The organism is Streptomonospora arabica (assembly GCF_039531585.1).
Taxonomy (GTDB): Bacteria; Actinomycetota; Actinomycetes; order Streptosporangiales; family Streptosporangiaceae; genus Streptomonospora; species Streptomonospora halophila.
This window is the reverse complement of the sequence record NZ_BAAAQI010000003.1, coordinates 101265-120393: the sequence shown is the minus strand read 5'-3', so window position 1 is coordinate 120393 and position 19129 is coordinate 101265. Positions and strand designations below refer to the sequence as shown.

Here is a 19129-nt window from a genome sequence, read left to right as displayed (position 1 = left end):
TGCAGCGCGGCGAAGCCCACGAGGATGGACCCTTAACTCTCATGCGTGCACAATTCGTACTTTCCGAGATCTGGATCGGTCTGCGTCGCAACCTGACAATGACCGTGGCGGTCATCACCACGGTGGCCATCTCCCTCGCCCTGTTCGGCGGCGGTCTGCTGATCAACCAGCAGGTATCGCAGATGCGCCAGTACTGGGACGAGCGCGTGACCCTGACCATCTACATGTGCACGGAGATCTCCAACTCCACCACGTGTGAGGAGAACGGGCCCGCCACCGACGAGCAGCGCCAGAGCATCCAGAGTGACCTGGAGTCGATGAGCCAGGTCAAGAGTGTCGAGTACGTCTCAGCCGAGCAGGCATACAAGGACTTCCAGGAGCGCTTCGCCAACAACCAGGCCATGGTGGACGCCGTCCGCAAGGGCGACATCCCCGACAACTTCCGGGTCCAGCTGGTCGACCCGACCAAGTACCAGGCCGTGGCCGACGAGATGGAGGGCCGCGCGGGCATCGACTCCATCTACGACGACCAGGCGGTGCTGGAGCAGTTCTTCGGCCTGCTCGACGGCCTCACCGGTGCCGCACTGACCGTCGCCTTCGTCCAGTTGGCCGCCGCGGCACTGCTGATCGGCAACACCGTTCGCCTGGCCGCCTACAACAGGCGCAAGGAGACCGGCATCATGCGGCTCGTCGGCGCGTCGAACTTCTACATCCAACTCCCGTTCCTGCTGGAAGGCGCCATCGCCGGCCTGATCGGCGGCGTCATCGCCTCCGGCTTCATCGTGGCCGCGCGCTATCTGCTGCTGACGCGGATCCAGGAGTGGTTCCAGTTCGACGTCACACTGTCGACCGGTTCGCTGCTGTCGGTGATCGGCGTGACACTGATCCTGGGCATCCTGCTCTGTACGGTGGCCTCGTTCCTGACACTGCGGCGCTACCTGCGGGTCTAGCCTCGCAGGCGGGGGACCGCGACAGCGCGGTCGAGGAAGGGGATACCTGTGTCACGCGAAAAGGGGCGCAAGCTCATCGCGCAGAACCGCCGTGCCCGGCACGACTACCACATCGACGACACCTACGAGGCGGGCATCGTGCTCACCGGGACCGAGGTGAAGTCGCTGCGCGCCGGGCGCGCGTCCCTGATCGACGGGTTCGCCCAGGTCAAGGAGGGCGAGGTGTGGTTGGAGAACGTCCACATCCCCGAGTACGCCCAGGGCACGTGGACCAACCACGCCGCCCGCAGACCCCGCAAGCTGCTGTTGCACCGCGAGGAGATCGCCCGCCTGATCGGCAAGACCCAGGAGGCCGGGCGCACCCTGGTCCCGCTGTCGCTGTACTTCAGCGAGGGCCACGCCAAGGTCGAGATCGCGCTGGCTCGCGGTAAGCGCCACTACGACAAGCGCCGCGACATCGCCGAACGCGAGGCGAAGCGCGACATGGAGCGCGCGCTGCGGCGTCGGCGCTGAAGCGCTGTGAAAGGATCGCAAGGGTGTCCCCCCGTCACCTTCGCCGTCTGCTAGCGGCAGGAACCGGACTCGCCGTCGCCGCGGTGGTCTCGGGCTGCACCACCCAGCCCTCACCCGAGGTCGCGGTGCGCAACTTCCTGCTGGAGTGGCAGGCCGGCGATTACTCCAACGCCGCCGCCTACACCCAGGGCGACGCCGAGAAGGTCGCCGAGGCGTTGGAGGACACCCACCGCCAGCTCGACCTCGCCGGGCTGCGCTTCTCCCTCGGGCACATCACCCAGGACGGCGACACCGCCGAGGCGGAGTTCCAGGCCCAGGCCGACCTGGGCATCGGCGACCCGGTGTGGAAGTACACCGGATCGCTGTCCCTGCAGGACGGCCCCGAGGGCTGGCTGATCTCGTGGTCGCCCTCGGTCATCCACCCCGACCTCGGCCGGAACGAGCGCATGGCCGTCAGCTACGACGTCCCCGACCGCGGGCAGATCGCCGACCGCGACGGCGATCCGCTGGTAGGCACGACCTCGGTCGCCGCGTTCGGCGTCGTGCCCTCCGACATGGAGGACGCGGAGCGCGGCGTCGCCGAGCTCGCCGACCTGCTGGGCGAGGACGAGGACCCGCTGCTGGACCGCGTCCGCTCCGCGCCGCCCGAGGAGTTCCAGCCGCTGGTGCTGATGCGCGCCGGCGAGGTGACGGACAAGATCCGCCGGCAGGCCACGTCGATCCCCGGCGTGCGGACCGAGCGCCTTGAGATGCAGCTCAAACCGAAGGCCGCGGCCCCCGTCATCGGCGAGGTCGCGGGCACCGCCGAGCACAACGTCTCCTCGCGCGTGGCGGGCACCTACCAGGCCGGCGACACCGTGGGCCTCACCGGCCTGCAGAACGTCTTCCAGCAGCGCCTGGCGGGTACGGCCACCACCAAGGTCGTCACCGTCGACGAGAAGGGCGACCAGTCCGGCGTGCTGCACTCGTGGCCCGGCCTGCAGAGCGGTTCGCTGGAGACCAGCCTGGACCTCGACGTGCAGCAGGCCGGCAAGGCGGCCCTGGAGACCCTGCCCGAGCGGGGCTACATGGTCGCGCTGGACGCCCGCACCGGCGAGGTGCTCGCTTCGGTGGGCAACGGCGGAGCCGACGACGACGGCGCGTTCACCGCGGAGTACCGGCCCGGCGAGGCGTTCAGCATCGTCTCCTACACGGCCGCCCTGCGCAGCGGCGCCTACTCCCCGGGCGACACCCTGCCCTGCGACAACAGCACCGAGGTGGGCGGGCGTACTTTCACCACGCCGAACAACACCGGCCTGTCGGGCGTGCCCGACCTCACCACGAACTTCAGCTACTCCTGCACGACCGCCTTCGCCCAGATGGGCCGGAATGTCGGCGCCGGCGAGATCGCGTCGGCCGCCCGCGACTTCGGGATCGGCGGCGACTGGCGGTTGTCCGTGCCCACCTACAACGGGAGCTTCGAGCGGCCCAACTCGACCGGCGAGGCCGCGGCGGCCATGGCCGGCACCGACCAGGTGCGGGTGAGCCCGCTGACCATGGCCCTCGCGGCGGGAGCGGTCAGCGACGGTGCGTGGCATGCGCCGCGGCTGGTCTCCGGCGACGAGGCCGCGGACGTGCCGGAGGGGGCGACCCACAGGCTCGACCCGGGGGTCGTCGAGCCGCTCCGGGAGATGATGCGCTCGGCCGTCGAGCTGAGCGCGGTCGACGCCGACGTCGGCACCGTCCCGGTGCACGGCCAGGTGGCCAACACGAGCCAGAAGGTGCGCGGCGACACCATGGCGGTGCAGTGGTTCGTCGGCTACCAGGGCGACCTGGCCTTCGCGGTGGCGGCCGAGGTGCACCCTTCCATCCAGCTCTGGGAGCAGTATGCGGCGCTGGCCGCCGGGTCGTTCCTGCAGCAGCTGCCTTACGGCTACGTCGAGAAGATGGCCGAGCAGGACCCCCAGACCACCGACGCCGGGAGCGGTCAGCAGTCCGGCCAGGCCGACGCCGGAGCCTCGCCCTCCGCGACGCCGCCCGGGGCGGGCGGCGAGTCCGCCGAGTAGAGCGGGTAACCGCGTGCCGGAGCACCCCGCCGCGGCCGCCGCCCGGCGTGCGCGGCCGGGCGTGTCCTCGGCGCGGTGGGCGGAATCGCGGCGGACTGCGAGGTGTTGTCCGAAGTGCGAAAAAAATCCGGTGAGCAGGCAACCCCAGCAGGGACGATGCGCGTCTTCACGGGTGACTGGGGACCGCAAAGGGGGTTGCGGCCCAGTCGGAGCAGGACCTCGTCTCGGGGGAGGCCCTGCCGAAAGGAAAAGGCCGGCCCGACCCTGCCGGCCGCCCTCGCGGGCAGCGTTGATGGTTCCCGTCCGCGCCCGCGAGGGATTCTTTTCTGCCCGGCCCCTTATGCGGGGCCGCCGAGCGCCCGCCGGTCCCGCTCGCTCCGCGGCGACGGGGTGGGTGCCGGTCGCGGCGCGCGCGGGCCCTCGGTCGGCCCGCCGCCGCCTTGCGGACACGGTGCGTCACGCGCGGGCGCTCCGGAGGTGAAAGATCGCGAATCGGCTGCGATACCGGGAATCAGCTTGGACCCCGGTGCGTTCTACCGGTAGCGTTGGATCAGCGGGGACACCTCGGTGGTCCCGCATGCGGGCTGCGGCCCGTTGATAACTACACAGGGGGTGATCGGTTTCGACTTTGATCGCCGTGTCAGGGGAAGCGAGCCGAGGGTTGCGACGTAACCTCGTAAATCCTGCCTCGCGCTAAATACAAGTGCCAATTCTAAGCGCACTGAGTTCGCCCTCGCTGCATAAGCGATAGCGACTCTGTCGGCCTGGACCCGTCCTCGGTCCAGTGTCCGGCATCGTTTTGAGGACTTACCGCTCGGATCAGGCCACGGGGCCCGAGCGGGACATTCACGTGGCTGGGCTCGTCAGCGACTCGTTCGCGGGAGCGCTGGAGCCGAGTAGAACGCCAACGCGAACTGCGCTCGGAGAAGCCCTGGCTCGTCATCGAAGGACGCGGGTTCGATTCCCGCCACCTCCACTCGACTCTGGGACGGCTCTGCTCGCGCGTGGTCGCGCGTGCCGGGTCGTCTCGTTGTTTTTCTGGGGGCGATGCCCAGATCCCCGTTGGGGGGCTTCGCCCCGGGGGTTCGGGTGGCGTCCCGCCACCTCCACTCGGCTCTGATACGACTCTGCCCGGGGGCCTTCGGCCTCCTCGCGGGGTCGTCTCCTCGTGTTTTCGGGCGACCTCCGCACCCCCGGTGCGGGCCTCGCCGGCGGGCTCGCGGCGGCCCGGACGGCACCGTCCGGTCGCTTCGACGTGAGGCGGCCCTGCTCGCACGCGGCGCGTGCCGGGGGTCGCCTCGTGGCGTCTTCGAAGGCCCGCCCGGAGCGGCGCCGGCCGAACGGGGCGGTCTTGTCCGTGCCCACACTCCTCAGGGCTCCAGCGTCGCCGGACTCCCCGCGGTGTAGGGATCGGACAGCAGTTCCAGCGACGACAGCTCGACGTCGTCGGGAACGGTGAAGATGACGTCGGTCTCCGCCGTACCGCCGGGGTTTAGGTCCTCCCCGCAGTAGGTGTCGCACGTGGTCAGCGCGGCGTCGTAGTCGTCCACGTACTGGTTGCCCTCGACGTCGTAGGCGTGTGAGCCGCCCCAGTCGAAGTACGTCGGGGTGGACGTGGTGTTGGTGATCTGGACGTTGAAGACGACGTACTTGCTGCCGCTCGGCGCGCGGGACGACGTCCCCATGCCGTCGGTGACCACGTCGTCGTCGTCCACGTAGGCCTCGTTGATGTGCATGTCGAAGGACCCGTCGCTGCCGGACATCCCCTGGAACTCGGCGAGGTCGGGCGCCTCGGCGGGCGGGCTCTCCGGCTCGCCGGTCTGCTGCGTGTTCTCAGGCTCCGGCGACGGATGCGGCGACGGGGACGCGGGCGCGTCCACCACGACCGGGACGCAGGCGATCAGCCCCGCACAGGTGGCGGCGGCCGCCGGAGGAGCCAGTAGTTTCCCATACATTTTTCCGCTCTCTTCCGAGTGAACCCGTGTGCAGGTCAAACGGTTCGCACCCGGTCCCTACCCGGGTCCGCGCCGGCGTAGAGCACGGCCGGGGGCCCGGTCCCCGGCGGGGCTCCCGGCGGCGTGCCTGCCCCGCCGTGGCGGATCGCACGCGGTCCCGAACGCGCTGTGCGGCCGCGTCGACGGGGCCGTCGACGATCCGGCGAGGGCCGAGCCGCTCATGCCGTGGTAGCGCTACGGCTGCAAGCGCCCGGCCTTCAACGGCGAGTACCCCCCGGCGTTCCACCGGCCCGACGTCACGTCGACACGGCCGACCACGGCGGAGTCGAGCGGGTCACCGGGAACGCTGTCGTGGCCGGCGGCGGTCGGCGGTATGAGGTGGACCGCAGTACGAGATGGACCGCATCGTCTTCGCCACCGGGTTCGAGGCGGGCCACTCCGACGCGCTCACCGGGCGGCTGCCCGTGTACGGCGGGCCAGACGTCGGCTCGCTCGCGTTCCAGCGGCGGCTGCGCGAACGGCGGGCGGGCGCCGGGCGTCGAGGACGTCCTCGGCGACGCGGGCCGCGGCGTCGGCGCCCCGCCTCTCGCTCACTCGGGCGTGGCGCCGACGAGCCAGGCCACCTTCCCGGCGGTCAGGTCGATGCTGTCGCTGTTGCCGAGGTAGACCCCGAACGACGCGATGAAGGCGTGGTCGTGGGCGCGCGCCTCGCAGAAGACGTCCTCGACGGCGGCCTCGGACTCGGGGTTGCTCACCCGGAGATAGGGCGACCCGTCGTCGATGACCCGCGCCCACACGCCGTAGCGCGTCACGGCCGTGGCCAGCCGGGAGAGCTCCGCTCGACCCGCCGAGTTCCGCGGCGGTGCGGGAGCGGGCCGGGAGTTGCTGCTGGAAGGCTGATCGACCACGGCGGCCTCCTTGGCTCGTGAGCTCGCGCGGGGCGCGCTATCACCGCCATTGTGGTCCTGTGAACAGAGGATACTGTGTAGCGGGCCGACGACACGCCGTGTTCGCCGCTCCGGCGGCCCGCCGTGCCCCGGCGCGGACCGAACGCCCGGCCGCCGCCGGCGCCTCGGCCGTCACCGCTCGGCACCGTGCCCGGCCGGGACCTCCGCGGGCGAGGCGTCGGCCCGGCGGGGAAGGGCCTGGGGCGCGATCTTGCCGCTGCTCAGCGGGACGGGGGTCTCGCCGCCGACCCGCTCCTGTTCGCGCCGCGGCGGATGCGGCTCCTTCCCGGTGCGCGCCGCGGCGCGGCGCAGGGACTCGGAGAGCCTGCCGGCGAGGTGCCGCGCTCGCCGGGTGCCCGCACGGGCGCACCGCCGGGCCAGCCCGCCCGCAGGACGGCCGATCCGCCATCCCGCCGGTGTCCAGTACAGGTCGATCCCCAGCTCCGTGTACTCGTCGCCCTCGCCGACGCCGATGCGCAGCGCGCCCCGCCCGGAGGGCACCGGCAGCGTGGCGCTGAGGACCGCTGTCGGCAGCGAGCCGTGCCCGGCCGGCAGCGGCTGCGCCGTGACCCGCGCCGGTGCGCTGATGGGCTCCCGGCCCTCGCGGGCGAGGGTGAGTGTGAGCTCCCCGGGCACCGCGGCCTGCACCGCCAGCGGGACGTCCAGGCGCAGCCCCGCCGCGGTGCGGGCGACGCGCGCCGGCCGGCCCGTGCGCAGAGCGCGCCGCAGCGGGCGACGGGTGCCCGTCGTGGACAGGGTGAGCAGTCCGTGGGCGTTCCAGTAGGGGTTGGCGAAGCGCGCGCGGTCCCGGGGGCCGACGAACGCGGGCGTGCGGGTGCGCTCGGCTCCGGGCGCGCGGTCCGGGCCGAGCGCGTAGCCGCTGCCGACGCCGCCGAGGACCACGCGGGTGTCGAACCTCCAGGTACCGGCCAAGGGGCGTCCGTGGTCGGCGGTCTCGGCGTCGACGCGCATCGAGCCGGACAGCCGCAGCCGGAAGCGGCCGGGGGCCTCGGCGGGTTCCTCGCGCACCTCGTAGTCCAGCGGCAGCCGGATTACGGCCGGGTCCTCGGGCCGTGAGGCGTAGGCGCGCCAGGCCGCGGCGGGCGGCCCCTCGCCGATCTCGGCCGCCCGCTTGATCTCGGGGATCGCCGCGAGCTCGGCGGGCAGGTCCCAGTAGACCGAGCCGCCATCGCGCACGAACTCCAGCGGAGCGCCCGTCGACACCCGCTCCAGACCCGTCTCGACGTCCACGGCGAGTTCGGAGCCGTGCCAGCGGAAGCCGGTGATGCGGGTGCGGTGCGCCACGTCCTCCTCGAACTCGGCGACCCGGCGCAGCTCCTCGGGGCCGCCGGCGGTCAGCGCGGCCAGGCGCAGTCGGGCGAACTCGTTCAACCGGGCCTCCGCCGACGCGTTCACGCGCCGCCGGACGAGGTCGCCCGCGAGCCGGTGCATCAGGGCGGTGCGGTCCTCGTCCTGGCGCAGGAAGGAGCGGCCCTGGAACAGGCCCAGCAGCTTGGAGCGCAGCCAGTGCGCGATGAGGCGGTCGCGGAACGGGCCGGGTTCGACCTGCTCGTCGATGATGTCGAAGATCCGCTCGATGCTGCCCAGGAACTCCCCGGGGTCCTTGCGGGAGTAGGAGATGTTGTTGGACTTGCCGTCGCGGACCCAGAAGTAGCAGGTGTGGTCGTGCAGGACCGATACCCGCTCGGTGGCCAGGTAGGCGCGCAGCATGAACATGTGGTCCTCCAGGCGCACCCTACCTTCGGGGAAGGCGAGCCCGTTGTCGAGGAGGAACTCGCGCCGGAACAGCTTGTGCACGGTCAGGGTGCTCAGGAGCTGCGCCCGGGTGCGCAGCGAGCCGCCCGACATGGGCCGCTGGAAGATCTCCCGCGGCGCGGTGCGGCCCACGCCCGCCATGCGGCCGACGACGATGTCGGCGCGGTCCCGCTCGGCTCTGCGGTACAGGCGTTCGAGCGCCTCGGGGCCGAGCCGGTCGTCGTCGTCCATGAACAGCACGTAGCGGCCCCGGGCTTCGCGGACGCCGATGTTGCGCGGGCGTCCCGGCCAGCCGGAGTTGTCGATGCGCACCACCTTGACGTGGGAGTCGTCGGCGGTCTCGGCGTCCAGCAGCTCAGCCGTGCCGTCGGTCGAGCCGTCGTCGACGTAGAGCACCTCGAAGCGGTCGCGGTGCAGGGACTGCCTGCGCAGCGACTCCAGCCCGCGCATCAGCCCCTGCGCGCCGTTGTGCGTCGGTACGACCACCGATACGGCGATGTCCATCGTTCTCCCCCCGGGCGAGTTGCGGCCTCGGTCCACCGGCTACCCGGCTGCTGGCCGCGCGCCACATGCGTATCGCCGCCGGTCTGCTCCCGCAGGCAGACACTCCGAATCGGCCGCGACCTGGTGGCCGGGTTCGCCGGCGGGCCGGGAGAGGGCCCGAGGGGAGAGGGGAAGGGGCGCCCGCCTCAGGGGCGGCGGACCCAGGAGCCGTGGTGCATGACCCCGGCCACGGACAGGTCGTCGTCCAGGAGCAGCAGGTCGGCCGTGCCGCCCGCCGCCAGCGACCCGACGCCGGACAGGTTCAGCGCCCGCGCCGGAACCGCCGAGGCCGCGTGCGCGGCCGCCTCCAGCGGCACGCCCATGGTGTGCACGGCGCGCCGGACGGCGTCGGGCAGCACGATCGTGCTGCTGGCGATCTGGCCGGTCTCGGCGATGCGGGCCCGGCCGTCCTCGACACGCACCCGCAGCTTGCCGAGGGTGTACTCGCCGTCGCCCAGCCCTGTCGCCGACATCGCGTCGGTGATCAGCGCCACCCGGTCGCTGCCGGCGCTGCCGAAGACCAGCCGCGCCGCGCCGGGGTGCACGTGCACGCCGTCGTTGATCAGCTCGACGGTGACGCGCTCGTCGTTCAGCGCCGCGGCGATCGGGCCGGGTTCGCGGTGGTGCAGCGGGCGCATCTGGTTGTAGATGTGCGTGGCCACGGTCGCGCCCGCGTCGAACGCGGCGCGCGCCTGGTCGTAGGTGGCCTCGGTGTGGCCCACCGCGGCGACGACGCCCTCGGAGACGGCCGCGCGGATCAGCTCCAGCGCGCCCGGAAGCTCGGGGGCCACGGTGATCATCCGCACATGCCCGCGCCCGGCCTTCAGCATCGCGGCGAACTCGGCGAGGTCGGGCTCGCGCAGCAGGGCGGGGTCGTGTGCGCCGCACTTGCTCGCCGCGATGTAGGGGCCCTCCAGGTAGACGCCGGCGAGGCCGCCGCCGTCAGCGACCTCGGCCAGCGCCGCGATCTGGTCCAGGGTGTCGGTCGGGGCGGCGGTCACCAGGCCGCCGACGAGCGTCGTGACGCCCCGGGAGCGGTTGAACTCCACCACGCGCATCGCCCCCTCGGGGTCGGCGTCGGTGAAGGCGGCGCCCGCTCCGCCGTGGATGTGGATGTCCACGGCGCCGGGCAGCACCCACCGCCCGCCCGCGTCGACGGTCTCGGTACCGCCTTCCGGCGCCTCGCCCGTGCCCAGAGCCGTGATGCGCCGGTCCTCCGAGCGCAGCCAGCCCGCTCGGACCCCGTGCGGGGTGAGCAGCCGTGCGTTCGTCAGCGTCGTCCCGGTCGGCCCTCGGCCCATGTCGCGCAACCTCCTGTGCCCGATAACACATCGATCGCCCTGCGCCGACCGGCGGGTACGGCGCGCGCCCCGGCCACCCCCGAAGACGGGCGCGCGGGCGTGCGCCGTGCCGATTCCGGCGCGGCGAAGGGCGGGCGGTCGCATCCGCCCACGCATTGACGATAGCCGGGACCCCGATCATTATGGGGAACATGTCCGCCGGTGAGCTGCTCGTCCAGCGCTTGCACGTCGACCTGCGCCAGCAGGCCAGCGCCCTCTGTCGCAGATAGCGCCACCGGGGAGCGACACCTTCCCGCCCGACCCGGCACCCGGGGGCGGGCCCGCCCGCACCTCCGCCCGGGCGCGCTCGGACCGCGGACGTCGAGGTCACGGCTCTGACCGCCCGGTACCCCGCCCCGTAGCACCCGTCCCCGCGGCCCCGCCCCCTCGGCGCGCTCCGGCCGCGGCCCCACTAGAGCACCGGCTCCGCCGCACCTCGGCGCGGCCCGCCCGCCGGTGAACGGCCGGACCAGCCGCACTCACCAGGAGCTACGAACATGACGCGATTCACCGTTCTCGTCGCCGACCCCGAGCCGCGCTCGGCCATCCGGGCGGCCGCATCGCACGCCGCCCACGCGCTGGCCGACGCCGTCGGACCGCTCGCACCGGGCGGCGAAGACCGCACCGACGTCGTCGACCTGGCCGAACTCGGCCCCGCTCTGCTGGCGGCCCGGCCCGGCCGCGACATCGTCGAGGCCGCCGAGACCGTACGCCGCAGCGACGTGCTGCTGGTCGCCTCACCGCAGGCGCACGGCAGCTACACCGGTCTGCTCAAGGTGTTCCTGGACCGCCTGCCGGAACTGGGCCTGGGCCACGGTGTGGCCGCGCCGATGGCGGTCGTCGAGGACCTGCGCAACGGGCGCACCATCGAGGACGACCTGCGGGTGCTGCTGGCCGACCTGGGTGCCTGGGTGGTCGAACCGGGCCTGCTGCTGAGCCGGCGCGAGCTCGCCGAGCCGCAGGGCGTCGCGGGGGCGTGGGCCGAGGTCGCGGCTCCGGCGCTCGCCGACGCGCTGTCGGTGCGGGCCTGAGCCGTCCGCCGGCGCCGCCGGCGGGTCAGCGGCCGGGGGAGGGCTGCCCGGACTGGGGGGCGCCTTCGCGCGCGGCGCGCACGCGGGCGGTGTCGGCCTCGGCGCGGGCGACGTTGCCGCGGATCAGCACCACCACGACCAGGGTCAGCGCGAAGCCCGCGACGCGCAGCGCGAGCTGCAGCGGGTCGTCGGGCAGTTCCTCGGCGAAGACCGCGGTGCCCGCGACCACCATGAACACGTTTCCGGTCACGTTGGCCACCGGCGCGGTGACAGCTGCGCGGGAGCGCTGCATCGAGGTCTGGAACAGCACGATGCCCACGGCCCACCCCACGCCGTAGAGGTAGGGGTAGGGGGAGGCGAGGACGGCCGGCACCGCCGCCGCCAGGCCGTTGTCGGCGAGCAGGCCGCCGACCGCCTTGCCCTGCAGTCCGGCGGCGCCCTGCGCCAGTCCGGCGGCCGCCCCCATCGCCGCCGCCGAGACGTAGCGCCCGGCGCGCCCGGCCGCGGCCATCGCCAGGACGCATCCAAGGACCGTCGCCGCGCTGACGCCGAGGAGCAGCGGCAGGTGCGGCACCGTGCCGGTTCGCCCGCCCGACGCCAGGGAGAGGCTGAGCAGCAGCAGGGCGACCGGCATCAGCGCCAGGGCCAGCCGCTCGCCTCGGGTGATCGGCTCGCCCAGGACGAGCGCCATGATCAGCAGCATGGTGGAGATCCCGCCGGCGAAGGCGGGCTGCACCACCGAGACCGGCGCCAGGCCGAGCGAGACGATCAGGCCGACGCTGCCCGCGGCCGCCAGCGCGCAGCCGGCCACCCAGCGGGGGTTGCCGAGCAGGACGCGCGCGAGGTGCAGCGGCCGGTGCACGCTGATCCCGGGGGAGCGGTGCAGGGCCCGCTGCTCGACCGTCAGGCCCAGGGAGTAGACCGCGGCGGAGACCAGCGCGGCGATCAGACCTGTCACGGGCGCCGCCTTTCGGACGGTGGCCGCGCCCTGCCCGGGGCGGGCCGGGGGCGTGCGCGGCGCGAGGCTGGAGCTGACGGGGCGAGGGAACGCGGTCGGGCTCGGGCGAAGGTACCGGATGTCCACTCCGGCGCGGGCGGGTCCGGCCGGAACGGGCCGCGCGGATTCGGGCGGCCGGGTTGTTCGGCCGGTCGGATGTGCCGCCCGATCCTAGTCGACCGCGGAAATATAACAAGTTCTGTCACAGCGGGGGCTGTGGTGCGGCGGCGGACGGCCGGGCGGACGCCTCCCGGCCGGCGGGCCGGTCTCGCGGTCGCGCGTTCTCCGAGGCGATTGCTGCGGGCGGGCGGGAAGGCCGAGCCGGGGCCGGGGTCGGAGGCGAGCGGCCGCGTCCGCCCTTTTGCGGCTGATACGTGTTCTACTGGGACGGGCGCTTGCGTGCCCGTTGCCGGGGTCCGGCGCGCCGGCGGCTGTCCACAGGGCCGCACTCCGGGGTGCGGACCGGGCGCTCGGTGGAGTTCAATCGTGGGTGCGGCCGCACTGTGCGGCCCGGCCGCAGCCGGCGGCGTCCGGCCGCGGCGCCGTCGCCCGAGAACCGCCGCCGAACAGCCACGGAGGACCGCGCAAGTGCCACCCCCGACCGCGACCGAGCGCCCGAACGGGCCGGTACGGGCGACACCCCCGACACGCGACGCGCGGAGGTGATTCCAGCGTGGCCAGCGAGCACGATCCCCCCGGCCGCGTCCGCACGGCGGTCGACCGCCTCATGCGCCTCATGCGCCTCCTCGCCCGCGCGGCGCCGCGCCCTCTGCGGGACCGGCTGCGTCGCCGCGCGGCCGGCGACGCCGTCGGCCAGGGCGGCGAGCACGGCGACGGCGCCTCCCGCCATGTCCCCGGCGACGGCCCCGGCGAAGGGGAGGGCGGCGGCGCCCGATCGGACGGCGCCGCCGAGGTTCGCGCCGGCGGGGGCCGGCGCCTGGTGCGGGTGCTGCGCAGGGGCTCCGAGGACCCGCGCCCGCGCCTGCGCCCGACGCCGCTGGGGCTGTTCGGCGTCACCGTCGCCGCCATGTTCGTCACCCTGCTGCTGATCCAGAGCGTCATGGGCGACTTCCGCACCGGCGACGCCGACGGTGCCGACGGGTCCGGCGGCGCCCCGGCGACCGCCGCGCCGCCTCCCTCCGGCACCGCCCGCATCCTCATCGTCGGCGACTCGATCGTCCAGGGCAGCAGCGGCGACCACACCTGGCGGTACCGCCTCTGGCGGCACCTCAGCCACCGGTCGGGCCTCGACGTCGACTTCGTCGGCCCCCACACCTCCCTGCTCGACCTCGCCACAGGCCGTCAGGGCGCGAGCAGCTACGCCGAGCCCGGGTTCGACACCGACCACGCCGGCCGGTGGGGCGCCACAGCGGCCGGGCTCGCCCGCGACGTCGGCGAGCAGGTCGCCGAGCACGACCCCCACTACCTGCTGTTCATGGCCGGCGTCAACGACTTCGTGCACGGCGGCTCGGCCCAGGACGCGCTGTCGGCCGTGCGCGACGCCGTCACCGCCGCCCGGGTCGCCAAGGGCGGCGTCCGGGTGGTGCTGGGCGAGGTCACCCCGGTGTGGGGCAGCGGCTCCGACGAGTCGATGAACAACCGGATCGCCGAGTTCAACGCGGCGCTGCCCGGCCTCGCCCGCGACATCAGCGGCGACCGCTCGCCGGTGGTCGTCGCCCGGACCGCGGCGGACTTCGCGCCCGCACAGGACACCTGGGACGGCACCCACCCCGACGCGCGCGGCGAGCTGAAGATCGCGGCGGCGTTCGCCGACGCCCTCGCCGACCATCTCGGTCTGGGCCGGCCCTACCCGCGCCCCCTGCCCGACGTGCGGACCGGGCCGCGCCGGGCACCCGAGGTCGAGGCCGAGGACACCGACGACAGCGTGCGGCTCGCCTGGGACCCGGTCCCCGGGGCCACCCGCTACCAGGTCCTGCAGCAGCGCCTGCGGCCCGAACGCGACGAACAGGTGGCGCTGCCCGTCGAGGTGTCGGCGTCGGGGGAGGGGCGGCCGTCGGTCGCGGTCGACCGGCTGCTGGCCGGAGCCACCTACGAGTTCGTCGTCCGGCCGTTCAAGGGCGACGACGGCGGTGCCCGCTCCGACCCGGTGCGGGTCCGGCACGCCGACGATCCGCCGCCGGCGCCCGACCGGGTCCGCGTCCGGTCCGACGGCAGCAGGCTCACCTGGGACGGCGTCCCCTCGGCGACCCACTACGAGGTCTGGCGGCGACCGCTGCGGTGCACGCTGCCCGAGCCGCCCTCGGCCTCGCCCCCCGCGGGCTCCCCGGAGAACACCCCCTCGCCGTCCGCCACGGCGCAGGAGCCCGGCGGCGCAGGCGCCACCAGCGGAGACGACTCCCCCGCGTGCGAACCGCGCGACGGCGAAGGGCCGAAGAACGGCGAGGGATGGGCGAGCGCGGCGGTGGTCGACGACGGGACCCGGTGGCAGATCGACGGCGGAGCCGCCGGATGGGAGTTCGCCGTGCGCGCGCACCGCGACTTCGTGCGCGGCGGCTACTCCGGGACCGTGAGCGGAGGTTCGGGGTGAGCGGGCCGCACACCCGCTCCCGCCGGCCGCTGCGCGCGCGGGCGCGACGACGGGCACCGTGGCCGCGCGGCTGAGCGCGGTCCGGCTCGGCCGCCTGCTGCCCTGGGCGGCGGGCGCGGGCGCGGGCGTGCTGGCGCTGGGCCCCGCGCTGGGGCCCGGCTTCGTGCTGAGCTACGACATGGTGGCCGTGCCCGACCCGCCCCTGTCGGCGGTGACCCTGGGCGGCGGTGGCGGGTTCCCGCGCGCGGTGCCCAGCGACGCCGTGTTCGGGGCGCTGGGGCTGCTGCTTCCGGGCGACGCCGTCCAGGCGCTGCTGCTGATGGCCGTGTTCACGGTCGCCGGCGCCGGCGCGGGACGGCTCGTCCCCGCCGGGCGGGCGGGGCCTCGGGGCGAGGCCGCAGCGCGCGTCGCGGCGGCGGTGTTCTACGCGTGGAACCCGTTCGTGGCCGAGCGCCTGCTCCTGGGGCAGTGGGCCATGCTGCTCGGATACGCGGGCCTGCCGTGGGTGGCGGCCGCGGCGGGGCGCCTGGCCGGTGCGGCGCGCCCGCCGGGGCCGGGCGACGTCGCGCGCCTGCTGCCGGCACTGCTGCCGGCGGCGGTCGGCGGGTTCTCCGCCATGGTGCTTTCCGCGCTGGTCGGACTGCCCGCGGCGGTGCTCGGCGGCATGGGCGCGGGCCGGAGGCGGAGCGCCGGCCCGCGGCGCGGGGCCCGGCACCGCTTGCGCGCCGCGCTCGGCGCCGTCGCCGGGAGCGGCGCCCGGGCCGCTCGCCCGGGAGCGCCGACCGCGGACCCTCCCGCACCGGCCCGGCACGGCGCCGGGCGCATCCACGGCGCGGGGTCCGCGAGCGCGCCGTCCGCCGCGGAGGGGCACGGCGGTGACGGCGCCGTGCGCGCGCTGCGGGCGGGCGGCGCGGTTGCCGCGGCCATCGTGCTGCTGTCGCTGCCGTGGCTGGTGCCGGCGCTGGGCAGCGGCGCGCGGACCGACCCCGGCGCGGTCGGATTGTTCGCCGCACGCGCCGACACCCCGTTCGGCGCCGCGGGCTCGCTGCTGTCGCTCGGCGGGGTCTGGAACGCCCACGCGGTGCCGGAGTGGTTCGGTGCGCCGGGGCAGGCCGCGTGCCGGCTGACGCTCTCGCTCGCCGCCGTCGCGGGCTGGGTGTGGCTGCTCCGCCGCGGCGGTGCGCCGGGCTTCGGGGCCGGTCTGTCGGCGGCGGCCGCGGCCGGGCTGGCGCTCGCGCTGGCGGGCACGACCGCACCCGGACGGGACGCCCTCGCCTGGCTGATCGGACTGTGGGCGGGATTCGGGCCGCTGCGCGACGGCCAGTTGTACGTGGCGCCGCTCGCGCTGCTCCAGGCCGCGGGTATCGGCGGCGCGGTGCTGTGGGCCTGCCGCGCGGCGGCCGGCCCGCCCGGCCGCGCGGAGGCGCGGAGGGACGGCAGCGGAGCGGGGGCCGTGGGTGCGGGGGCCGCGGGCCCGGGCGGCAGCGCGGGAGGGCATGACAGTGCCGGGGCTCCCGGGGGACCCCCTGATTCAAGTCAAGCCGATCGCACGGGTGCCGCGCCATCGCGATTGCGCCGCCTGTGGACGGCGCCGGGCCGGTTGCGCCGGGCCGCCGCGCAGCCCGCCGCGCCCGGGCGCGGCGCCGCGAGCGCGCGCCCGGCGCGCTCGGCCGGCGGCGCGCGGGCGGGCGAGCGCGCCGGTGCGGCCGTGGGCGCCGTGCTGGCACTGGCCCCCGTGGCGCTGCTGCCCGGCCTGCTGTGGGGCGCGGCCGGCCGGCTCGAACCGGTCGACTACCCGGCCGAATGGCACCGCGTGCAGCGCCTGGTCGACGGCGACCCGCGCCCCGGCCGGGTGCTGGTGCTGCCCTGGAGCGCCTACCGCGGTCTTGACTGGCGCGGCGACGGACGTAGGGTCGTCGTACTCGACCCCGCCACCAAGCTGTTCGAGCGCCGCACCGTCTGGAACGACGACCTGCGGGTCGGCGGCGCCGGCGGAGTCCGCCTCGCCGAGGGCGAGGACCCGCTCGCCCGCCGGGTCGGCCGGCTGCACGACGCCCGCCCGGGAGTCCGCGCCTACACCGCGTCCCTCGGCGATCTCGGCATCCGGTACGTCCTCGTCGAGCTCCCCGCTGCGCGGCGGCTTGACGGCGCCGGCGCGGCCGCCGCCCTCGGCCCCCTCGCGGTCGATAACAGGTTCTCGCCTGGCTCGGGCGGTCCGGTCGCCGTGCACAGCGGCGACGGCCTGCTGCTGCTCGAAGTGCCGGATAAGCATGTGGATCCGGCAGACGACGCGCTAACGGGCTTGGAAGCCTCGACATGGTTCGTTACAGTTGGGGCACTTATCTGGTCGTTAGGTGTATCAGGTTCTAGTCTCGTTTCCAGGCGTACCGGACCGCTCAAAGGCGCGGTATCGCGGAAGGAGAACCCCACGTGATCAAAATCGTCGCCGCCTGTGTCATCGGAGCGGCCCTGGCCGGTGGACTGGCCTTCATCGGCACCACAGTCGCCACCGAGACCTCGTCGTCGGCGGAGCCGGTGAACCAGTCGCTGTACAACTACGGCGACCGCTGACCCGGCGCGCCTCCACCCCCGGCCGAGCCCCCGCCCGGGCCGATCGACCGGACCGCCCGCCCCTGGCGGCCCCGGCCCCAGGGCGGCGGGCGCGTCCGCCGCGCCGAAAGTCGCCCGCATCCCCCTGCGCGGTCCACACCGACCCCGCCCCGGCCGTGCGCCGCCTTCCGCCCCGTCGTCCGGGCGCCGCATCCGGCGGCCGCCCGCCCGCCGGATGACCGGGTGCAACGGGCGGAACAGGAGAGCATGTGGCGTTCCAGCAGATCCCCCTCTTCCCGGAGTACCCCGAGGTCGGCCCAGGGCACCTGCGGGCGGCTCCGCTCGCCGCGACCGAGACGGGCTCCGCCGAGGACGCGGACGTCCCCGCACCGGCCCGGGACGCCGGACCGGCCGCGTCTTCGGCCGGATCCGCGCAGGAGGCGGCAGGCCCGCGGCTGGACGGCGTGCGCGCCGTCATGATCAACTGGCGCGACCCCTGGCAGGCGGCCGCCGGCGGCGCCGAGGAGTACGCCTGGCGGATCAGCCGCCACCTCGCCGCCCGCGGCGCCGTGGTCGCCTTCCTCACCAGCCGCGAGCCCGGACAGGCCCGCGTCGAGACCCGCGAGGGCATCGTCATCCGCCGCATGGGCGGCAAGTTCACCGTCTACCCGCTGGTGATGCTCTGGCTGCTGCTGTGGCGCCGCGAGTTCCACGCCGCCCTCGACTGCATGAACGGCATCCCCTTCTTCTCCCGCCTGGTCCTGCCGCGCCGCACCCGGGTGATCAGCGTCGTGCACCACGTCCACGACCTCCAGTTCGACGCCTACTTCAGCCGCCCGCTGGCCTGGTTCGGCAGATTCGTCGAGAGCGCCGTCGCCAGCCGGGTCTACCGCAACTGCCCCACCGTGACGGTCTCGGAGTCCTCCCGCCGCGCGATGCGCGAGAAGCTGCGCTGGCGCGCCCCCATCACGGTCGTGCACAACGGGAGCCCGCCGCGCCAGCCGGTGGCCCCCGACCGCTTCCTCAGTGAGGCCGAGACCGGTTCGCCCGCCATCGTCAGCCTGGGCCGGCTCGTGGTGCAGAAGCGCGTCTCGCGCATCGTGGACATCGCGCGCGACCTGCGCGGCTCCTACCCGCAGCTGCGCGTGCACGTCGTCGGCCGCGGCCCCGAGAGCGCGACGCTGGCCGAGCAGGTCGAGCACGACGGGCTGCACGACCACGTCCGGCTGCACGGCTACCTGCCCGAAGAGCAGAAGAACGCCGTCCTGGCGGGGTCGCTGCTGCACGTCACGGCCTCGGAGTTCGAGGGCTGGGGTCTGACCGTGATCGAGGCGGCCGGACTGGGCGTTCCCACGGTCGCCTACGATGTCGACGGCCTCCGCGATTCGGTGCGCCATGGCGAGACCGGCTGGCTGGTACGTGAGGGGGAGGAACTGAGTGACGTCGTCGCCGCGGCGCTGCGGGAGCTGAGCGACCCCGTGCGCGCCGCCCGGATCCGCCGCGCCTGCCGCGAGTGGGCCGCCCGCTTCACCTGGGAGGGCAGTGGCGCGGCCATGGCCCGGCTCGTCACCGGCGAGCCCGCCGACACCCGCGCCGCGGGGCAGGACGGCCCCCGGCCGCCCGCCCCTGCGGCCGCCGCCCGTGTCCGCCGCGACCGGGTGGGCGCGGACACCGCGGCCGCCCGCCCCGGCACCGGCCCCGCGACCCGCCCCGCGAAGGCCGCCCGGTGACCGACGCCCGACCCGGGGCGCGGCGCGACGACGAGCCTGACGCGGAACAGGCGCCAGACCGCGCCGGGGCGGACGGAGCCGCGAGCCCCTCCACCGACGTCCGCGCCGAGCCCGCACCCGACGGCGACCCCGCCGGCGCCCGCCCCCGCGCACCCGGCGCCGTCCGCGCCGAGCCCGAGACGCCCGCCGGGTCCACCGCCGACG

At 74.9% G+C, this 19129-nt stretch carries 13 protein-coding genes and 1 other RNA gene; 9 read left to right on the top strand and 5 right to left on the bottom strand.

Annotated elements, in window-relative coordinates:
* The first annotated feature begins 41 nt into the window (after positions 1 to 41).
* The 4 genes from ftsX to ssrA all read left to right on the top strand — a co-directional run bounded on the left by ftsX (position 42) and on the right by ssrA (position 4487).
* On the top strand, positions 42 to 950 hold the full coding sequence (gene ftsX / locus ABD284_RS06680) for a permease-like cell division protein FtsX (RefSeq protein WP_344141620.1): 909 nt from the start codon (positions 42 to 44) through the stop codon (positions 948 to 950).
* A 48-nt stretch (positions 951 to 998) separates the two neighbouring features.
* A complete protein-coding gene (gene smpB / locus ABD284_RS06675; protein ID WP_344141619.1) occupies positions 999 to 1463 on the top strand; it encodes an SsrA-binding protein SmpB in 465 nt (154 codons plus the stop codon).
* A gap of 23 nt (positions 1464 to 1486) precedes the next feature.
* Positions 1487 to 3508, top strand: a complete 2022-nt coding sequence (locus ABD284_RS06670) for a penicillin-binding transpeptidase domain-containing protein (RefSeq protein WP_344141618.1) — start codon at positions 1487 to 1489, stop codon at positions 3506 to 3508.
* Positions 3509 to 4116: 608 nt separating this feature from the next.
* Positions 4117 to 4487: a transfer-messenger RNA gene (gene ssrA / locus ABD284_RS06665) on the top strand.
* A gap of 391 nt (positions 4488 to 4878) precedes the next feature.
* Here ssrA and ABD284_RS06660 read toward each other — a convergent pair.
* The 4 genes from ABD284_RS06660 to nagA form a co-directional block, all read right to left on the bottom strand.
* Positions 4879 to 5463 (bottom strand): DUF4352 domain-containing protein, encoded by a 585-nt coding sequence (locus ABD284_RS06660; RefSeq protein ID WP_344141616.1) that lies wholly within the window; start codon positions 5461 to 5463, stop codon positions 4879 to 4881.
* A 590-nt stretch (positions 5464 to 6053) separates the two neighbouring features.
* On the bottom strand, positions 6054 to 6371 hold the full coding sequence (locus ABD284_RS06655) for a hypothetical protein (RefSeq protein WP_344141614.1): 318 nt from the start codon (positions 6369 to 6371) through the stop codon (positions 6054 to 6056).
* A 171-nt stretch (positions 6372 to 6542) separates the two neighbouring features.
* Positions 6543 to 8690, bottom strand: coding sequence for a glycosyltransferase family 2 protein (locus ABD284_RS06650; RefSeq protein WP_344141613.1), 2148 nt, complete (start codon positions 8688 to 8690; stop codon positions 6543 to 6545).
* Positions 8691 to 8875: 185 nt separating this feature from the next.
* A complete protein-coding gene (gene nagA / locus ABD284_RS06645) occupies positions 8876 to 10030 on the bottom strand; it encodes an N-acetylglucosamine-6-phosphate deacetylase (protein WP_344141612.1) in 1155 nt (384 codons plus the stop codon).
* 536 nt (positions 10031 to 10566) lie between these two features.
* Between nagA and ABD284_RS06640 the strand changes: the two genes are divergently transcribed.
* Positions 10567 to 11100 carry an NADPH-dependent FMN reductase gene (locus tag ABD284_RS06640; RefSeq protein WP_344141611.1) on the top strand — a complete coding sequence of 178 codons (534 nt, stop codon included), beginning with the start codon at positions 10567 to 10569 and terminating at the stop codon, positions 11098 to 11100.
* A 25-nt stretch (positions 11101 to 11125) separates the two neighbouring features.
* Here the strand turns inward: ABD284_RS06640 and ABD284_RS06635 are convergent, their stop codons facing one another.
* A complete protein-coding gene (locus ABD284_RS06635; RefSeq protein WP_344141610.1) occupies positions 11126 to 12058 on the bottom strand; it encodes a hypothetical protein in 933 nt (310 codons plus the stop codon).
* A gap of 712 nt (positions 12059 to 12770) precedes the next feature.
* On the opposite strand from ABD284_RS06635, the gene ABD284_RS06630 reads away from it, so the two are divergent.
* The 4 genes from ABD284_RS06630 to ABD284_RS06615 all read left to right on the top strand — a co-directional run bounded on the left by ABD284_RS06630 (position 12771) and on the right by ABD284_RS06615 (position 18925).
* Entirely contained in the window at positions 12771 to 14645 is a 1875-nt protein-coding gene (locus tag ABD284_RS06630; RefSeq protein ID WP_344141609.1) for a GDSL-type esterase/lipase family protein, read from the top strand.
* Between the two features lie 58 nt (positions 14646 to 14703).
* Positions 14704 to 17079, top strand: a complete 2376-nt coding sequence (locus ABD284_RS06625; RefSeq protein ID WP_344141607.1) for a hypothetical protein — start codon at positions 14704 to 14706, stop codon at positions 17077 to 17079.
* Positions 17076 to 17216, top strand: a complete 141-nt coding sequence (locus ABD284_RS06620; protein ID WP_311544088.1) for a hypothetical protein — start codon at positions 17076 to 17078, stop codon at positions 17214 to 17216. The genes ABD284_RS06625 and ABD284_RS06620 overlap by 4 nt, the downstream gene beginning before the upstream one ends.
* Positions 17217 to 17464: 248 nt before the next feature.
* Complete coding sequence (locus ABD284_RS06615) at positions 17465 to 18925, top strand: glycosyltransferase family 4 protein (protein WP_344141606.1); 1461 nt, start codon at positions 17465 to 17467, stop codon at positions 18923 to 18925.
* Positions 18926 to 19129: the final 204 nt, after the last annotated feature.

Bases quoted from the DNA above. Each gene is read 5' to 3' on its own strand.
- ftsX (WP_344141620.1), top strand. From the start codon at position 42: ATGCGTGCACAATTCGTACTTTCCGAGATCTGGATCGGTCTGCGTCGC.
- ABD284_RS06660 (WP_344141616.1), bottom strand. From the start codon at position 5,463: ATGTATGGGAAACTACTGGCTCCTCCGGCGGCCGCCGCCACCTGTGCG.
- ABD284_RS06650 (WP_344141613.1), bottom strand. From the start codon at position 8,690: ATGGACATCGCCGTATCGGTGGTCGTACCGACGCACAACGGCGCGCAG.
- nagA (WP_344141612.1), bottom strand. From the start codon at position 10,030: ATGGGCCGAGGGCCGACCGGGACGACGCTGACGAACGCACGGCTGCTC.
- ABD284_RS06640 (WP_344141611.1), top strand. From the start codon at position 10,567: ATGACGCGATTCACCGTTCTCGTCGCCGACCCCGAGCCGCGCTCGGCC.